Consider the following 16,312-nt stretch of genomic DNA (forward strand, 5'->3'; position numbering starts at 1 on the left):
TCTCCGAAAAACCTCTGGGACACGTGTTATGAACATGAGCTTTGCCGGTCGTGAGCTGGACCTGTCTGTGTGTCGTGTGATGGGGATTCTGAATGTCACGCCGGATTCCTTTTCTGATGGTGGCCGGTTTAACTCCCGGGAGTCAGCCCTCCTGCGAGCTCGTCAGATGGTGAGTGACGGGGCCTCTTTTATCGATGTAGGTGGTGAGTCGACTCGCCCAGGTGCGGCTCCTGTGTCGACGCAGGAGGAGGTGGATCGCGTGTGCCCGGTGGTTGAGGCGATCGCTGGCGAGTTGGACGTTGTGATTTCCGTTGATACCAGTAATCCGGTGGTCATGGCGGAGACTGTCAGGCTGGGGGCCGGGCTGATCAACGATGTTCGGGGGCTTCAGCGAGAAGGGGCGCCGGAGGCAGCGGCGAATGCCGCAGTGCCTGTATGTCTGATGCATAGTCAGGGTGAGCCAGACACCATGCAGAACGATCCGCGTTATCGGAATGTGCGCAAAGACGTCAGTTCATTCCTGTCGGAGCGCATGCGGGTGGTGGAGAGTGCCGGAGTGCGGCCTGAAAACATCATTCTGGATCCGGGCTTTGGATTTGGTAAAAGCGTGGAACATAATTTCCGGTTGCTTGCAGGGCTGGAGCAGATGCACCTGTTGGGGCATCCGCTGCTTGTGGGTGTCTCAAGAAAATCCATGCTGGGGGCAGTAACCGGGCGGGATGTGAATGAAAGGTTGCCCGCCAGTCTGGCGGCCGCGACAATATCGGCCATGAAAGGAGCGAGCATCCTCAGGGTGCACGATGTTCAGGAAACAATGGATGCTGTCCGGATCGTGACGGCAATGAGGGAGGCAATCTGATGACCCAGCGCAAATATTTTGGAACCGACGGCATTCGGGGGCGGGTTGGTGACCGGCCGATCACCCCGGAGTTTATGTTGCATCTGGGTTGGGCTGCCGGGCAGGCTTTCAAGCGGGAGGGGCAGCGTAACAGCGTCCTGATTGGAAAAGATACACGGTTATCCGGGTATATGTTTGAGTCTGCACTTGAGGCCGGATTGGCGGCGGCGGGGGTCGACGTTAAACTCCTGGGCCCCATGCCGACGCCAGCGATTGCCTATCTGACCCGGACCTTCCGGGCGTCGGCAGGCATTGTAATCAGTGCTTCCCATAATCCGCACCATGATAATGGTATCAAGTTTTTCTCTCCTGCCGGTACCAAGCTGGATGATGCGCTGGAGGCTGAAATCGAGCGTTGGCTGGAGCAGCCGATTCAGGTCTGTGAGCCTGAGGAGTTGGGTAAGGCGACCAGAATTGACGATGCGCCTGGCCGCTATGTTGAGTTTTGCAAAAGTACCGTACCGAACGAGTTCACACTGGACGGTATGCATCTGGTGTTGGATTGCGCCCATGGGGCGACCTACCATGTGGCGCCGAAAGTTTTTCGTGAGCTTGGAGCAAAGGTATCGGTTATTGGGGCTGAGCCTGATGGTCTGAACATCAACCTGAATGTTGGTTCTACCCATCTGGATGCTCTTAAGCAGGCCGTTGAGGGCAAGGGTGCGGATCTGGGGATTGCCTTTGATGGTGACGGTGACCGAGTGCTGATGGTGGACCGGGATGGCTCCGAAGTCGATGGCGATGAGTTGTTGTACATTCTGGCGTCTCAGCGGCAGGCTGAAGGTCGGCTCAAGGGTGGTGTGGTTGGAACCCTGATGACAAATCTGGGTGTTGAGTTGGCGTTGCGTGAGCTTGGCGTGGACTTCGAGCGTGCAAAAGTGGGTGACCGTTATGTCATGGAGCGCCTGCTGGCAAATAACTGGGTCATCGGTGGTGAGGGCTCGGGGCATATGGTCATTCGTGATTGCACGACCACCGGGGATGGGATTGTCTCTGCCTTGCAAGTTTTGCTGGCGGTCCGGCAGGCCGGGAAAACCATGGGCGAGCTGCGGTCGGGGATGAGCAAGTTGCCTCAGAAAATGATCAATGTCCGGGTTGCCGAGCGTTTTGATCCTTTAGGCCGGGCTGACATTGTTGAGGCGGTGGCGCGCGCGGAAGCGAGCCTTGGGGATGCTGGCCGGATTTTGCTTCGGGCTTCTGGCACAGAGCCTCTGATCCGGGTCATGGCTGAAGGCCGGAACGCCGATGATATTGTCCGGGTGGCTGAAGAACTGGCGCAGGTTGTTGAGCGTTCAGCGTCCTGAATATCAGGGGCGGTTGTACAGAGTGAACGACTGCTGTATAGTTCCGCCTCCCTTTTGATCGGGACTGTCGAGGACAGAGATGCGACGCAGAATTGTTGCCGGAAACTGGAAAATGAACGGGTCGAAAGACCTGGTGAAACAGCTGGTCGGCGCCATTCGCGAGCAGGCCGGCAGTGTTGGTGGAGAGATCGAGGTGGTGGTTATTCCTCCCGCGATCTATCTAAGCCAGGTCGGTGAGCTGGGGGCTGGCTCCGTTATTACAGGTGTTCAGAACGTGTCGCAGTGGCAGGCTGGCGCCTATACCGGAGAGATTTCAGCCGACATGGCCCGCGATATGGGGTGTGGCTACGTTCTGGTGGGCCATTCTGAGCGTCGTCAGATGTTCGGCGAGACCAGTAAAGTGGCGGCTGACAAAGTATCACGAGTATTGTCGAGTGGGCTTGTGGCTGTGCTTTGTGTCGGCGAGACGCTCGACGAACGTGAAGCTGGCCAGGCTGAGGCTGTTGTCGCGGAACAGGTGCGCCAGGGGTTGGCCGGAGTTTCTGCTGAGCAGTGGTCAAATGTTGTGGTGGCGTATGAGCCTGTCTGGGCCATCGGAACGGGTAAAACTGCCACCGCCAGCGACGCGCAGGCGATGCATTCCGAGATCCGTAAGGTGCTTAATAGCATGAAAGCACCCGCGAATGAGATTTCGGTACTTTACGGCGGCAGTGTAAAAGCGGATAATGCGGCCGCTCTGTTTGCAGAGCCGGATATTGATGGCGGTCTGATCGGGGGAGCTTCCCTGAAGGCCGAAGAGTTTATCAGCATTTGCCGGTCTTTCCCGGCGAGTGTCTAAACCGAAACGTTTACGAGAGTCTGTATGGATTGGTTGGAAACACTGGTAGTCGTTGTTCACGTCGTGATCGCCGTGGCGCTGGTGGGCCTGGTTCTGATCCAGCAGGGTAAGGGCGCAGATGCCGGAGCTGCTTTTGGTGGTGGCGCCTCTCAGACTGTATTCGGTAGTCAGGGAAGTGGAAGCTTTCTGACGCGGATGACCACCTTTATGGCGGTGATCTTTTTTGTGACAAGTTTTTCGCTGGCCATTTTTGCCAAGCAGCGTGCTGAAGTTGCAGGCGATGCTGGTATTCCGGTTGTTCAGGAGTCGTCTGACATCGGTGCCGGGGCAGAACAGGTGCCGTCAATTGATGGCGCTTCAGGCAGCGAGTCTGAGGGCGGGGATGTGCTCCCCGAACTCGAGTAAAGAATGATGCCCGGGTGGTGAAACTGGTAGACACGCTATCTTGAGGGGGTAGTGGCGAAAGCCGTGCCGGTTCGAGTCCGGCCCCGGGCACCATATTTAAAAAGACGGCTTGGCAAAACCAGGCCGTTTTTTTTGGTCAGTCCTTGACCAGTTCGCGTGGCATCACTATACTCCCGCGGATATTGAAGCCTGCGAGTATCGAGGCTTCCAGGCAGGCCAGGTGTCTGTCGGCCGAGCGCTTGAAAGGGTTGGCGCTTTGCGAATTCTTGCAACAAAAGGCCCCATGTTTCGGGGCTTTTTGATTAAGGGGCCTGGCGCGAAGGGCCCTGGTGCATAAAAGGGCTGATTAACAGCCCTTTTTTTGTTTTTGTACCCTGAAAATTCCGAAACGGAGGCGGCGACACTTGTCAGCCAAACTGAAACAACTGGAAGACATCTTACGCCCGGTGGTCGAAGGTCTGGGTTATGAGTTCTGGGGGATTGAGTACCTCTCTCAGGGGCACCATTCCAAGCTCCGGGTGTTTATCGACGATGCCGAGAGCGGCATCAATATTGACGATTGCGAGAAAGTCAGTCGTCAGATCAGCAGCGTGATGGATGTGGAAGACCCTATCCAGACAGAGTACACGCTGGAGGTTTCATCCCCGGGGATGGATCGCCCCCTGTTCCGTCTGGAGCAGTATGAGGCTTTTGCCGGTCATAAAGTGCAGATCAAGCTGCGCATGGCGTTTGAGGGGCGACGCAAATTCCAGGGTCTGATCAAGGGTGTGGAGGGTGATGAGGTTGTGGTTGTGGTCGATGATCACGAGTATCTGCTGCCCTTCGACAGTATTGAGAAAGCCAACATAATGCCGGTGTTCGAGTGACACGTTCGAATAAAATTTTAGATGTATTGTTTATTTTGAGGGCAGGGCAATCCCATGAGTAAAGAGATCTTGCTGGTAGTGGAATCCGTCTCGAACGAAAAAGGTGTCGAGAAGGATGTGATTTTCGAGGCGATTGAACTCGCGCTCGCGACCGCTGCCAAGAAACGTTATGAGGACGAAGAAGCGGATATCCGGGTTGCCATTGATCGCCGCACCGGAGAATACGAATCGTTCCGCCGTTGGCTGGTGGTCGATAACGATGCCGTGCCGGCACTGGGTACGGAGTTGACCCTGCAGGAAGCGGAAGAGATCGATACAAATCTTAAGCCAGGCGATATGTACGAAGAGAAAGTCGAATCTGTGGCGTTCGGGCGCATCGGTGCCCAAGCCGCCAAGCAGATCATTTTTCAGAAAGTACGGGAAGCTGAGCGCACCAAGATCGTAGACAGTTATCGTGATCGAATTGGCGAACTGGTCTCCGGTACCGTTAAAAAAGTCACCCGGGACAACGTAATCGTGGATCTGGGGGGGAACGCCGAAGCGTTGCTCCCACGTGAGCACCTGATTCCTCGTGAAACATTCCGGATGGGTGATCGTGTTCGTGCTCTGCTGCTGGAAATCCGGACGGATCATCGTGGGCCACAGCTGATTCTCAGCCGGACTGACGCTCAGATGCTGATTGAACTGTTCCGTATCGAAGTACCTGAGATTGCGGAAGATCTGATTGAAATTCGTGGTGCAGCCCGAGACCCGGGTTCACGTGCCAAAATTGCGGTGAAAACCAACGATCGCCGTATCGATCCGGTGGGTGCCTGCGTTGGAATGCGGGGTTCCCGTGTTCAGGCGGTATCCAATGAACTCGGCGGTGAGCGAGTGGATATCGTACTGTATGACGATAACCCGGCCCAGTTGGTGATCAACGCGATGGCACCGGCAGAAGTCGCGTCCATCGTGATGGACGAAGATCGTCATACTATGGATGTGGCGGTTGCCGAAGACAATCTGGCCCAGGCCATTGGCCGGAATGGCCAGAACGTTCGCCTGGCGACAGAGCTGACGGGGTGGACGCTGAATGTAATGACCGAGGAGGAGGCCGGAGAGCGCCAGGAGCAGGAACACAATCGCCTGCTGGAGCACTTCACCGCCCACCTTGATGTCGATGAAGAATTTGCCAGTGTTCTGATCGAGGAAGGTTTCACCTCTATTGAAGAGGTGGCCTATGTGCCGATGGAAGAAATGCTGGCAATTGAGGGCTTTGACGAGGAAACCGTCACTGAATTGCGCCGTCGTGCGAAAGACGTGTTGCTGAACCAGGCGCTGGCCAGTGAAGAAGCCCTGGAGGGTGCAGAGCCCGAAGAAGATCTTCTCAACATGGATGGCATGGACCGTGCCCTGGCGTTCAAGCTGGCAGGTATGGGGGTGCGCACGATGGAAGATCTGGCGGAGCAGTCGATTGACGAACTGCTTGAAATTGAAGGTATGGATGAAGAGCGTGCGGGTCAGTTGATTATGACGGCACGTGCCCCCTGGTTTGAAGACCAGGCCTGATTCGGGAGAGGAGGACCAGTATGGCTGAAGTAACGGTAAAACAACTGGCCGCAGATGTAGGCGCTCCCGTGGATCGTTTGCTGAAGCAGATTGTCGAAGCGGGTCTCAGTGCCCGAGGTGAAGATGATGCTGTAACCAGCGATGAGAAGCAGCAGTTGCTGGCCTATCTGAGAAAGAACCATGGTGAGGCTGAGGCCGAGCCACGGAAAATTACGCTCAAGCGTAAGACCACGACCACTTTGAAGGCTGGTAAGGCCAAGACGGTTAATGTGGAAGTGCGTAAGCGCCGCACGTACATCAAGCGTGCAGAGCTGCAACCTGAGCCGGAAGCTGAAGCGCCCAAGCCAGAAGAGCTTGTCGAAGCCCCGGTGGCCGAGCAGGCCCCGGTTGAGGACACGCCGACGGTTGAAGCAGAGGTTGTCCAGGCTGAGGCCGTTGAGGCTGAAGCACCCGCAGAACCGGAAACCGAGGTGAAAGCCGCTCCGGAAGTTGCGTCTGACAGTGAAGAGGCCGCAGTTGAGCCGGAGGACATTCCCATGCCTCCGCCCGAGGATGAAGGTCGGGATCGCAAGCCCAAGAAGAAGAAAGAGAAGGTGCGTGAGCGCGGCGATGATATCGAAGAAGGCAAGCCTAAGAAGAAGCAGGCAGGCCACCGCGGCCCTCGCAGCCGTCCGGTAGAAGAGCCTCTGGTGATTTCAGAGGATGAGGAAGAGAGCCTTCCTCGCAAGCAGCTGCGGGCCAAAAAGAAACCGAAAGAAAAGCGTCACGCTTTCGAGAGGCCCACAAAGCCCATGGTCAGAGAAGTACAGATTCCAGAAACGATCACCGTTGGTGATCTCGCCCAGCGCATGGCTGTAAAAGCTGCTGATGTGATTAAAACGCTGATGGGTATGGGGGTGATGGCAACCATCAACCAAGCCCTGGATCAGGAAACAGCCGTCCTGGTGACCGAGGAATTAGGTCACAAACCCAGAGCGGTCAGCGAAGATGCCTATGAAGAAGAAGTGCTGAGCGAAATTACCAGCGAGCACGAAGGCAAGGAGAAGATCAAGCGGGCGCCGGTCGTCAGCGTGATGGGGCACGTAGATCACGGTAAAACCTCTCTCCTGGATTACATTCGTCGCGCCAAGGTGGCGGCCGGTGAATCGGGCGGTATTACCCAGCATATCGGGGCCTACCATGTAGAGACGGATCACGGCATGGTGTCCTTCCTGGATACGCCGGGCCACGCGGCCTTCACGGCCATGCGAGCTCGCGGTGCTCAGTGCACGGACATCGTTATCCTTGTGGTGGCTTCCGACGACGGCGTGATGCCGCAAACCAAAGAAGCCATTGATCATGCCCGTTCCGCGGGTGTGCCCATCGTGGTGGCCATCACCAAGATGGACAAAGAATCTGCCGATCCCGATCGCATCAAGAACGAACTGGCTGCGCTGGAAGTTATCCCCGAAGACTGGGGCGGTGATATTCAGTTTGTGCCGATTTCCGCCCACACCGGTGCGGGCATTGACGATTTGTTGGAAGCGGTCCTTCTGCAGGCTGAGATTCTTGAGCTGGAAGCGTCTCCGGATGCAGCAGCCAAAGGTGTGGTTGTTGAATCGAGCCTGGAGCGCGGCCGTGGTTCGGTGGCTACCGTACTGGTTCAGAACGGTACTCTGCGCCAGGGCGATATGGTCGTTGCCGGGTCGTTCTTCGGTAAGGTGCGGGCCATGACTGACGAGGCTGGCCGACAGGTGAGAGAGGCAGGCCCTTCCATTCCTGTGGAAATCCTGGGGCTGAACGGTACCCCGGATGCCGGTGATGAGTTCTTTGCGGTCGCCGACGAGAAAAAGGCTAAAGAACTGGCCGAATTCCGTCAGACCCGCGAGCGTGAACTGCGGTTGCAGCGTCAGCAGGCGGCCAAGCTGGAGAACCTGTTCGAAAACATGGGCAAAGACGAGGTCAAGACCCTCAATGTTGTGCTCAAGACCGACGTGCGCGGTTCCTTGGAGGCCATTACCAAGGCCCTGCAGGACCTGGGTAACGACGAGGTTCAGGTGAAGATTGTTTCGTCCGGTGTTGGTGGTATTGCCGAAACGGACGTCAGTCTTGCCATGGCTACCAGTGCGGTCATTTTTGGCTTTAACGTGCGGGCGGATACCGCCTCCAAGCGTTTGGTTGAGCAGGAAGGTCTGGATCTGCGCTACTACAGCATCATCTACAACCTGATTGATGATGTGAAAGCAGCCCTGACCGGTATGCTGAAACCTGAATTCCGCGAGGACATTGTGGGTATCGCCGATGTGCGTGACGTGTTCCGTTCGCCGAAGTTCGGCCAGGTGGCCGGCTGTATGGTGACTGAGGGAACCGTATACCGTAACAAGCCGATTCGCGTACTGAGGGACAACGTGGTCATCTTTGAGGGCGAGCTGGAATCCCTGCGCCGCTTCAAGGACGACGTCGCGGAAGTCCGTAACGGTATGGAATGTGGTATCGGTGTTAAGGGCTACGATGTGAAAGTGGGCGACCAGATCGAAGTCTTCGATCGCGTCCGGGTTGAACGTCAGCTCGAATCCACGGGGGCCTGATGGCACGGGAATACAGTCGCGTAGATCGCATTGGCGATCAGATGCAGCGTGAGCTGGCGCAGCTGATCCAGCGCGAGGTGAAAGATCCTCGCGTTGGTATGGTTACGGTGAACGACGTTAAGGTCAGCCGTGACCTCGGCTACGCCGATATTTATATTTCGTTGTTGTCGACCGAGGAGCTCACAGAAGAGTCTCCGGAGGTTCAGGACTCTCTGGCGGTGCTGGACAAGGCATCCGGCTTCTTGCGTGGTCAGGTGGGCCGTGCGATGAAGCTGCGTGTCGTCCCCCATTTGCGCTTTCATTTTGACAAGCTGCTGGGGCAAAGCCGAAAAATGGATCGCCTGATCCGGGAAGCGGTGGGTGAAAAGCCTGCGGTGCCTCCCCGTGATGACAACGACGACCCTGTTTCCGACAACCCGGAGCGTGACGCTTGAGTCGAAGACGTAAAGGTCGTGATGTAAACGGCATTCTTGTTATCGATAAGCCCCAGGGCGTGACGTCAAACGGCATCCTGCAGCAGGTTAAACGGCTGTACGGGGCCGCAAAGGCGGGTCATACCGGGGCACTGGATCCGCTGGCTACCGGTGTGTTGCCGCTGTGTTTTGGTGAGGCAACCAAGTTCTCGCAAACCATGTTGGATAGCGATAAGGCCTACATCACCACTGCACGCCTGGGTATCCGGACGGAAACCGGTGACAGTGAAGGTGCTGTGGTCGAGGAAAAAGCGGTCCCTGCGTTGACTGAAGCCGAGGTGGAGTCAGTACTGACGACGTTTCGTGGTGACATTCAGCAGGTCCCCTCCATGTACTCGGCTCTGAAGCATAAAGGGCGCCCGCTGTATGAGTATGCCCGCGAAGGGATTGAGGTGGAGCGTCCGGCCCGCCCTGTCACCATCTACGAGCTGACATTGCTGGCCGTTCGGGATCAGGAGCTGGACCTCGCTGTTACCTGCACAAAAGGTACGTATATTCGCTCATTGGTTGAAGACATCGGCGAAGCGCTTGGCTGCGGTGCTCATGTCAGTGCGTTGCGGCGCACACTGGCCGCTGGCTACACGCTGGCAAATGTGCACGATGTCAAAGACCTGGAGGCCATGCGGGAGCGGGGTGAAAGTCTGGATGGTCTTTTGCTGCCGCCAGAAACCGCGCTGACGATGTTCCCGGAGTATCGGTTGTCGGGTTCGTCGCTGGTATCGATCTTGAACGGACAACCGGTTAGAATACCGGGCCAGTCGTTCGAGGGTTTTGTGCGCCTATATGGCAACCATTCCTTCGTAGGGCTGGCAGAGGCGTTACCGGACGGAGAGGAAACCAAACTGGTTCCCCGCCGACTGGTCAAGAACAGCGGGCGGTAAGAAAACCGTAGGCTGTTTAGCCGGGCTGTAGAGATGCGCGGTTTGGCTGAATGAATATGCATCGCAAACAATGAGGTGAGATATGGCACTGTCTGCCAGTGAGAAAGCACAGATCGTTAAAGATTTTCAGCAAGGTGATGCTGATACCGGTTCCCCTGAGGTTCAGGTAGCTCTGCTGAGCGCCAACATCAACAAGCTGCAGGATCACTTCAAGGCCAACAAGCAGGATCATCATTCCCGCCGTGGCCTGATCCGGATGGTAAACCAGCGTCGTAAGCTGCTGGACTACCTCAAGCGCAAGAACGCTGACCGTTACCTGGATCTGATCCAGCGTCTGGGTCTGCGTCGCTAATCCGGTTTTAGCGACCTGAAGACTGAGCCCGGGGTTCCCGGGCTCGGCCTTGTTTTCTCTCCCCGCTCCCTGGCTTGCTCCTTCCGAACAAGCGGGAAGCGTATTTGCTGCAGTTGCTTTGTCTGTGAAACCGAAGGATTTTCCCTGTCACACTGGAAAGCCGATATTGATAGCAGGTTGTTGAAAAGCCCGGGCTGCCCGGGGTTTTGCAACAGCCTGTTAGCTTTCAGACGGGTTGCCTTTCGGTTCACTGATCAGACTGCTGCAGTTGTTGGAAAACGGCGAATGAATGGGTCATTTGTCGGAATCTGTAACCGCTGAAAATGCAGGAGTTTATTGTGGATCTGCAACCACGTATCAAGACATTTGAAATGGGTGGGGAAACCTTTACCCTGGAAACCGGCCGCGTTGCCCGTCAGGCAACAGGTGCGGTATTGGTCAGCTCAGGCGATACTTCTGTTCTGGGCACGGTTGTTGGTGCGAAAGAGCCGAAGCCGGGGCAGGGTTTTTTCCCGCTGACCGTGAACTATCAGGAAAAGACATACGCCGCTGGTAAAATTCCCGGAGGCTTCTTCAAGCGTGAAGGTCGCCCGTCTGAGAAAGAGACGCTGACCTCCCGCCTGATCGACCGTCCAATCCGTCCGCTGTTCCCCACTGGCTACATGAACGAAGTTCAGGTTGTCCTGACCGTTATGTCTGCCAGCAAGAACCACGATCCGGATATCGCGGCTATGATCGCGGCCTCTGCGGCCCTGGCTATTTCCGGTATTCCGTTTGACGGCCCGATTGGCGCCGCTCGTGTGGGCTACACCAACGACAAGGGTTACTTCCTGAACCCGACCTTCGAAGAGCTGAGTAGCTCGCTGTTGGATATGGTGGTGGCAGGTACCGACGATGCGGTTCTGATGGTTGAGTCGGAAGCCAAAGGCCTGACTGAAGATCAGATGCTGGGTGCGGTTCTGTTTGGTCATCAGGAAATGCAGACCGCGATTACAGCCATCAAGGAGTTTGCGGCTGAGAATGGCAAGCCCCGTTGGGAGTGGCAGCCTGAAGCTGAGAACACCGAGTTACTGAATGCACTTCAGTCTGAGTTCGGTGGCGCGGTTGAAGAAGCTTATGCAATCCGTGACAAGATGGCCCGCTACGAGCGCCTGGGCGAGATCAAGTCTGCGGCTGTTGAAAAACTGGCCGGAGAGGACGAGGGCCAGCCGTCCGAAGACGAAGTGAAGAAGTACTTCGGCAAGGTTGAGAAGTCCGTGGTTCGTCAGCAGGTTATTGAAGGCAAGCCGCGTATTGATGGTCGTGACAACAAGACCGTTCGTCCGATCAAAGTAGAAGTCGGCGTTCTGCCGTCTGTGCATGGCTCTGCGTTGTTCACCCGCGGTGAAACCCAGGCCATTGTAACAGCCACTCTGGGTACCACCCGTGACGTGCAGATCATCGATGCGCTGGAAGGTGAGCGTAAAGATCCGTTCCTGTTCCACTACAACTTCCCTCCGTACTCCGTAGGCGAAGCGGGCCGCATGGGCTCCCCGGGCCGTCGTGAAATCGGTCATGGTCGTCTGGCGAAGCGTGGTGTTGCCGCGGTTATGCCGACCATCGAAGAGTTCCCGTATGCTATCCGTGCGGTGTCCGAGATCACTGAGTCCAACGGTTCCAGCTCCATGGCTTCCGTGTGTGGTTCTTCACTGGCGCTGATGGATGCCGGCGTGCCCCTGAAGGCACCGGTTGCCGGTATCGCCATGGGTCTGGTCAAGGAAGGCGATAAGTTCGCGGTTCTGACCGACATCCTGGGTGATGAAGACCATCTGGGCGACATGGACTTCAAGGTTGCGGGTACTAAAGAGGGCGTGACTGCCCTGCAGATGGATATCAAGATCCAGGGCATCACCGACGAGATCATGGAAATCGCTCTGGAGCAGGCCAACGCTGCACGTCTGCACATCCTTGAAGAGATGAACAAAGTGATTGCTGAGCCGCGTGCTGAGCTGTCTGAGCGTGCTCCTAGCATCACCACCATCAAGATCCATCCGGATAAGATCCGTGACGTCATTGGTAAGGGCGGTGCTACCATCCGTGGTATCTGCGATGAGACCGGTGCCTCCATCGATCTGGACGACGACGGCAATGTGAAAATCTACGCCGATAATGCCGCAGCTGCTCAGGCAGCGGTGAATCGCGTGAAGGAGATTACGGCTGAAATCGAAGTGGGTGCCATTTACAAGGGGCGCGTTGAGCGCATTGTGGACTTTGGTGCCTTTGTGAACATCCTGCCCGGCAAGGATGGTCTGGTGCACATTTCCCAGATCTCTGAGCGCCGTATCGAGAACGTAACTGACGAGCTGAGCGAAGGTCAGGAAGTTCTGGTCAAGGTTCTGGATGTGGACAACCGTGGTCGCGTCAAGCTGTCCATGAAGGAAGTCAAAGAAGGCGAGCAGCCGACTGACTTCGCTGACTAAGAACATTCTTGGTTAGAAAAACCCGCCCGGCTTCAAGCCTGGCGGGTTTTTTCGTTTATGGGCCTTGTAGTTTTAGTGCCTGCAGCGGTTGTGGGAAGCCTTTCCAAAAGACGCTACGAGCACATCCATGTGCGCTTCTTTCGGGCCGTCCATGGCCCTCAAGACTTTTGGAAAGGCTTCCCACAACCGCTGCGCTAGACCTTGTGCTTGCCTCTATAGGCCTTTTTCCATGAATTCCAGTACTGCCTCCCTGTACGCCGGAATCACAAACGTCGCCGCGTGGGGTGTATCGGTCTGCAAGAACTCCTTGGGCTGATCCGCTGCGTCATACAGCCTGACACCGTGCTGAAATGGAATGATGCCATCCCGAACGCTGTGGATAACCATCACCGGCACCGGTGAGAGGCCAGCGATGTGGTCTGTGCCTTCGTAGTCATCCGGGATGGTCCAGCTCAGAGGATACTGGAACGGCCAGGTGAGCCAGAACAGGTCAAGCTTTTCCCGGGCGATGTAGCGGAAACCGGAAAAGGTGCCATCCAGGATGACGCCATTGAGAGGGGGGTGTTCGTTACGCTGTGTCCATTCACTGGTGAGTGTGACACCCAGAGCGCCACCAAGGCTCTGGCCGAGCAGGTAGAGTGGGCGGTTCTGGGTGTATTCCTGATCAACCAGCCAGCGCAGGCCGGTCTCTACGTCGTGCAGGGCGCCTTCTATATCGGGCGCGCCAGTGGACTGGCCGTAGCCCCGGTAGTCGATGGTGAATACGTTATAGCCCTGTTCTGGCAGCCATGCAACGTTGAGGATATGGGCACTGACGTTCTGAGCGTTACCGTGCAAATAGTAAACCGAGCCTTTAGCAGGCTCCTCGGTGAGGGCCGGGAGCCACCAGCCGTGGAGGGTTTCGCCATCGGAGGTCTCAAGGTGGACGTCCTCGTACTCCAGATTGAGGCGATCCGGAGTGATGTAGACCGCGTTGTCGGGGTAGAAGAACACACTGCTGCAGCCAAGCTGCAACAGTGTGATCAGGATCAGCGTCAGGGAGGTGGCGGTCCGTCGATTCAGAAGTAGGCGTGCAGGCCGGCTTGCCATGTGCTTTGGTACCTGTCGAAGTGATCTTCCCGGGAGAATTTGGTGAATAGGCTGAACTCCCGCCCGATGTGCCAGTTTCCTTCCAGATACAGTTGGTCCTGACGGTGTTGGCTACTGACGATCCATGCTTTGGTTTTGGCGCCAGCCAGCAGGCTGAACCGGTTGTTTTGATGCAGCAGGCCCAGGTCGGCGCCCGGAGCTGCGTCATAGCCCCGGCGTAAATCGTCGTCGATTTCCAGGTCAGCGGTTGCGATGGCAAAAGCCTGGGTGTTGTCGCCAAGCCGCCAGCTGCCGCCGGCGCCGCCTTCCAGATAGGGAGTCAAGACCCGGTCGGTCCCGGTATCGGTCCTTCGGCCGCCAAAACCAACCTGCCAGGAAATAGGTGCGAAGAACGGATTTCTTGGGCTCAGAGAGCGGATTTCCACGCCGGTTATACGTTCAACCTGAAGCTCGTTGTTGCTGTGATAAAGGCGGGCATCGAGTCGGAGAAATTGCAGTTGGGCTCCACCTCGATAACCTTCCGGAGGATCCAGTACGTCGTGATAAGCGGGCCTGAGCGTGAGTTGAGTAAATTCGCTGCCCGCCAGTTGGCCTGTCCCCAGGCTTACCCGGAAAGTGTCGTGGCCCTGATCATCGCGAACCTGGGGTTCTGGCACGTCTGGAAGCGCCTCTGCGTTGTCGATCTGGCTGCGGGCTACCAGCAACTGATGTGATAGTGGGGCTGCGTGCTCTCGGGGCCAAGCCTCGGCTTCGCTCTGGTATCGGACATAGTCGTAGGTGGCATCAAACAGTTGTGCCTGTTCATTGTTTGAGAGGTTGCGCACTTCCGGCGCGTCCACGGTCAGGTAGCCATTGGCTATCGCGGCGGCAATGGTCTGATGCTCTGCCGGCAGACTGTCGAGGCTGTGGGCAACCGAGGTGGCTGCTGAGGGGCGGTAGTTCACGCTTTCAACCAGGCCTGCATCGCGGACCCAGCGCACGGTGTCGGAGGGTATTGCATGGGTGCTGACTTCGTCCAGCAGGCTTGTGCCGGGGCGTGCGGCGTCGATCAGCGCCAGTAACCGGTAGGCGCAGTTTTCGTCAAAGAAGTAATAATCGAAGTTCTTATCCTGGATTTCCCAGGTGTGGGCAATCAGGGTATCGACTTCCTGTTGGTCGAGATTCAGGGTGTATTCCCATAGATCCCTGTGTTCGATGTCGTTATAGAGCCGGATCATCTCATAGTAGGGCTTGATAGAGGTGATGCCGGGGTAGCCCCCGAAGATGCCCCGGTAGGCGAAGAGTAACTCGTTGTCGTGCTCAGCGGCATCGGCAGCGTACGAAATAGTGTTTGCCAGCAACAGGTCGGCTTCGTCGTCGTCCTGAGGGGGGTCGAGGCGAAGGAACGTATGACCGAACATGGAAGACGGACTGTTCAGGTAGGAGGCTGCAAACACCAGCGTGACGTTTTCTGTATTCAGGGTTCCGGACCATTCCTCGAACGCCGGGCAGTTGACCGGGGTGTCTGGCAGATCCAGTTGTTCCCTCAGCCAGGCATCCCGTGCCGGGAAACGGCAGCGGGCGTGCTCATCGCCGCCTCCAGGCTGCTGTATGGCTTTCAGCGTGGCGTCCAGCTCAGCTTTGGGTGAGGTTTTGCCGCTTTGGCTCAGGAAAAACCCGGGGTCGTCAGCCTGGCTGGTGTAACTCTCTCCAAGAGTATCCTGATGGTAGTGGCCAAGCGTGAGCCAGGTTGGGTGTTGGTGCAGGTTCTCGGGCAGTGTCAGAACTTCTGTCTGTGCCCAGGCCGTAGTACTGCATGCAAGCCACAGAATGGCCTGCCCGGAGCGAAGGGTAAAGCCCATGGGATTGGTGTATCCGGATTGGTTGCTCAGAAGTTTGTGCGCCGTCCCTGGCGCAGATCCATTCCGTTACAATCGGCGATCAGGCCGCAACGTACTTGCTGAGGGCGTCATTTTGCTCCAGCAGGGCAACGATCGCGTCTACCGCTTCACCAGAGGTGGTGTCTGCGTTCGGGAAAATGGTTGCAAAGTTGTTTTGCAGGGTCTGACGGAAGGTATCACGGTCCGCGTCTTCTACACCCAGCAGAACCGCCAGGGTGTCCAGGTTCTCACCTGAGCCGCGGGACATGTCGCGTGCAACCTTGTCGATGTTGCTGTCCATGTACATGGCCATGGATTGAACGGATTGGTTAGTCTGGCAGCCCAAGGTGCCAGTGGTCATGCCGAATGTCTGGTTACCGAAGGTTCCGTTGGTGGTGGCGGCCAGTACGTGCGGAGCAATACCAGACTGCCCCTTCCAGATCATTGCGCCAACACCACAGCCGGGCTGGGCGAATGCCATGGAGGAAGCACCAAGAAGAATTGCGCCTGCGATCAGTTTTTTCATTATCCACTCCTTTATGGGATTTTTGCTTTGTCGCATACCCTGCAGCTTTTCGATTCCGCGGCTGCAAGACAACGGCCAGTGTCTGGTTTGGGTTAGAGACCGTCTGACCAAGTATAGATCAAAACCTAAAATCGCAAGTTAATCCAGTGTTAAGGAATTGTGTCGATTGATTTCAGGGAAGTGAACGTGTGTTCATATTCAAAAAAGAGCTATTGGATGTTTTTTAGTCTCATATTGTTATATGAGA

At 56.5% G+C, this 16,312-nt stretch carries 14 protein-coding genes and 1 tRNA gene; 12 read left to right on the plus strand and 3 right to left on the minus strand.

Annotated features, from left to right (window positions below):
• Positions 1-28 precede the first annotated feature (28 nt).
• From folP to pnp, 12 genes are all read left to right on the plus strand, one after another.
• A complete protein-coding gene (folP, locus tag K325_RS0100620) occupies positions 29-859 on the plus strand; it encodes a dihydropteroate synthase (RefSeq protein ID WP_029652312.1) in 831 nt (276 codons plus the stop codon).
• The gene (gene glmM / locus K325_RS0100625) at positions 859-2,202 is read left to right on the plus strand and encodes a phosphoglucosamine mutase (protein ID WP_029652313.1); all 1,344 of its coding nucleotides are present in this window, start codon (positions 859-861) and stop codon (positions 2,200-2,202) included. The genes folP and glmM overlap by 1 nt, the downstream gene beginning before the upstream one ends.
• 79 nt (positions 2,203-2,281) lie before the next feature.
• Positions 2,282-3,040: a triose-phosphate isomerase gene (gene tpiA, locus K325_RS0100630; RefSeq protein WP_029652314.1), complete on the plus strand. Its 759-nt coding sequence runs from the start codon at positions 2,282-2,284 to the stop codon at positions 3,038-3,040.
• A 24-nt stretch (positions 3,041-3,064) separates the two neighbouring features.
• The gene (gene secG / locus K325_RS0100635) at positions 3,065-3,445 is read left to right on the plus strand and encodes a preprotein translocase subunit SecG (RefSeq protein ID WP_029652315.1); all 381 of its coding nucleotides are present in this window, start codon (positions 3,065-3,067) and stop codon (positions 3,443-3,445) included.
• Between the two features lie 8 nt (positions 3,446-3,453).
• A tRNA-Leu gene (locus K325_RS0100640) sits at positions 3,454-3,538 on the plus strand.
• Positions 3,539-3,849: 311 nt separating this feature from the next.
• Positions 3,850-4,311 (plus strand): ribosome maturation factor RimP, encoded by a 462-nt coding sequence (rimP, locus tag K325_RS0100645; protein WP_029652316.1) that lies wholly within the window; start codon positions 3,850-3,852, stop codon positions 4,309-4,311.
• Between the two features lie 54 nt (positions 4,312-4,365).
• Positions 4,366-5,859 carry a transcription termination factor NusA gene (gene nusA / locus K325_RS0100650; protein WP_029652317.1) on the plus strand — a complete coding sequence of 498 codons (1,494 nt, stop codon included), beginning with the start codon at positions 4,366-4,368 and terminating at the stop codon, positions 5,857-5,859.
• A 20-nt stretch (positions 5,860-5,879) separates the two neighbouring features.
• Positions 5,880-8,426 (plus strand): translation initiation factor IF-2, encoded by a 2,547-nt coding sequence (gene infB, locus K325_RS0100655; RefSeq protein WP_029652318.1) that lies wholly within the window; start codon positions 5,880-5,882, stop codon positions 8,424-8,426.
• Entirely contained in the window at positions 8,426-8,860 is a 435-nt protein-coding gene (gene rbfA / locus K325_RS0100660; RefSeq protein ID WP_029652319.1) for a 30S ribosome-binding factor RbfA, read from the plus strand. Before infB ends, rbfA begins: the two co-directional genes overlap by 1 nt.
• Positions 8,857-9,780: a tRNA pseudouridine(55) synthase TruB gene (gene truB / locus K325_RS0100665; RefSeq protein WP_029652320.1), complete on the plus strand. Its 924-nt coding sequence runs from the start codon at positions 8,857-8,859 to the stop codon at positions 9,778-9,780. The genes rbfA and truB overlap by 4 nt, the downstream gene beginning before the upstream one ends.
• 82 nt (positions 9,781-9,862) lie before the next feature.
• Complete coding sequence (gene rpsO, locus K325_RS0100670) at positions 9,863-10,132, plus strand: 30S ribosomal protein S15 (RefSeq protein ID WP_029652321.1); 270 nt, start codon at positions 9,863-9,865, stop codon at positions 10,130-10,132.
• 344 nt (positions 10,133-10,476) lie between these two features.
• On the plus strand, positions 10,477-12,591 hold the full coding sequence (gene pnp, locus K325_RS0100675; protein WP_228128385.1) for a polyribonucleotide nucleotidyltransferase: 2,115 nt from the start codon (positions 10,477-10,479) through the stop codon (positions 12,589-12,591).
• 213 nt (positions 12,592-12,804) lie between these two features.
• Here pnp and K325_RS0100680 read toward each other — a convergent pair whose 3' ends face one another.
• The 3 genes from K325_RS0100680 to K325_RS0100690 form a co-directional block, all read right to left on the minus strand.
• Positions 12,805-13,680 (minus strand): alpha/beta hydrolase, encoded by an 876-nt coding sequence (locus tag K325_RS0100680; RefSeq protein ID WP_029652323.1) that lies wholly within the window; start codon positions 13,678-13,680, stop codon positions 12,805-12,807.
• A complete protein-coding gene (locus K325_RS0100685; RefSeq protein WP_029652324.1) occupies positions 13,650-15,521 on the minus strand; it encodes an Lnb N-terminal periplasmic domain-containing protein in 1,872 nt (623 codons plus the stop codon). The genes K325_RS0100680 and K325_RS0100685 overlap by 31 nt, the downstream gene beginning before the upstream one ends.
• A gap of 79 nt (positions 15,522-15,600) precedes the next feature.
• Positions 15,601-16,065 (minus strand): DUF3015 domain-containing protein, encoded by a 465-nt coding sequence (locus K325_RS0100690; protein ID WP_029652325.1) that lies wholly within the window; start codon positions 16,063-16,065, stop codon positions 15,601-15,603.
• Positions 16,066-16,312 lie beyond the last annotated feature (247 nt).

Source organism: Marinobacter daepoensis DSM 16072 (assembly GCF_000421165.1).
In the GTDB taxonomy this organism is placed as follows: Bacteria; Pseudomonadota; Gammaproteobacteria; order Pseudomonadales; family Oleiphilaceae; genus Marinobacter; species Marinobacter daepoensis.

Excerpts from the sequence above, each read along its gene's own strand:
- folP (WP_029652312.1), top strand. The coding sequence starts at position 29 with ATGAACATGAGCTTTGCCGGTCGTGAGCTGGACCTGTCTGTGTGTCGT.
- glmM (WP_029652313.1), top strand. The coding sequence starts at position 859 with ATGACCCAGCGCAAATATTTTGGAACCGACGGCATTCGGGGGCGGGTT.
- tpiA (WP_029652314.1), top strand. The coding sequence starts at position 2,282 with ATGCGACGCAGAATTGTTGCCGGAAACTGGAAAATGAACGGGTCGAAA.
- secG (WP_029652315.1), top strand. The coding sequence starts at position 3,065 with ATGGATTGGTTGGAAACACTGGTAGTCGTTGTTCACGTCGTGATCGCC.
- nusA (WP_029652317.1), top strand. The coding sequence starts at position 4,366 with ATGAGTAAAGAGATCTTGCTGGTAGTGGAATCCGTCTCGAACGAAAAA.
- infB (WP_029652318.1), top strand. The coding sequence starts at position 5,880 with ATGGCTGAAGTAACGGTAAAACAACTGGCCGCAGATGTAGGCGCTCCC.
- rbfA (WP_029652319.1), top strand. The coding sequence starts at position 8,426 with ATGGCACGGGAATACAGTCGCGTAGATCGCATTGGCGATCAGATGCAG.
- rpsO (WP_029652321.1), top strand. The coding sequence starts at position 9,863 with ATGGCACTGTCTGCCAGTGAGAAAGCACAGATCGTTAAAGATTTTCAG.
- K325_RS0100680 (WP_029652323.1), bottom strand. The coding sequence starts at position 13,680 with ATGGCAAGCCGGCCTGCACGCCTACTTCTGAATCGACGGACCGCCACC.
- K325_RS0100685 (WP_029652324.1), bottom strand. The coding sequence starts at position 15,521 with ATGGGCTTTACCCTTCGCTCCGGGCAGGCCATTCTGTGGCTTGCATGC.
- K325_RS0100690 (WP_029652325.1), bottom strand. The coding sequence starts at position 16,065 with ATGAAAAAACTGATCGCAGGCGCAATTCTTCTTGGTGCTTCCTCCATG.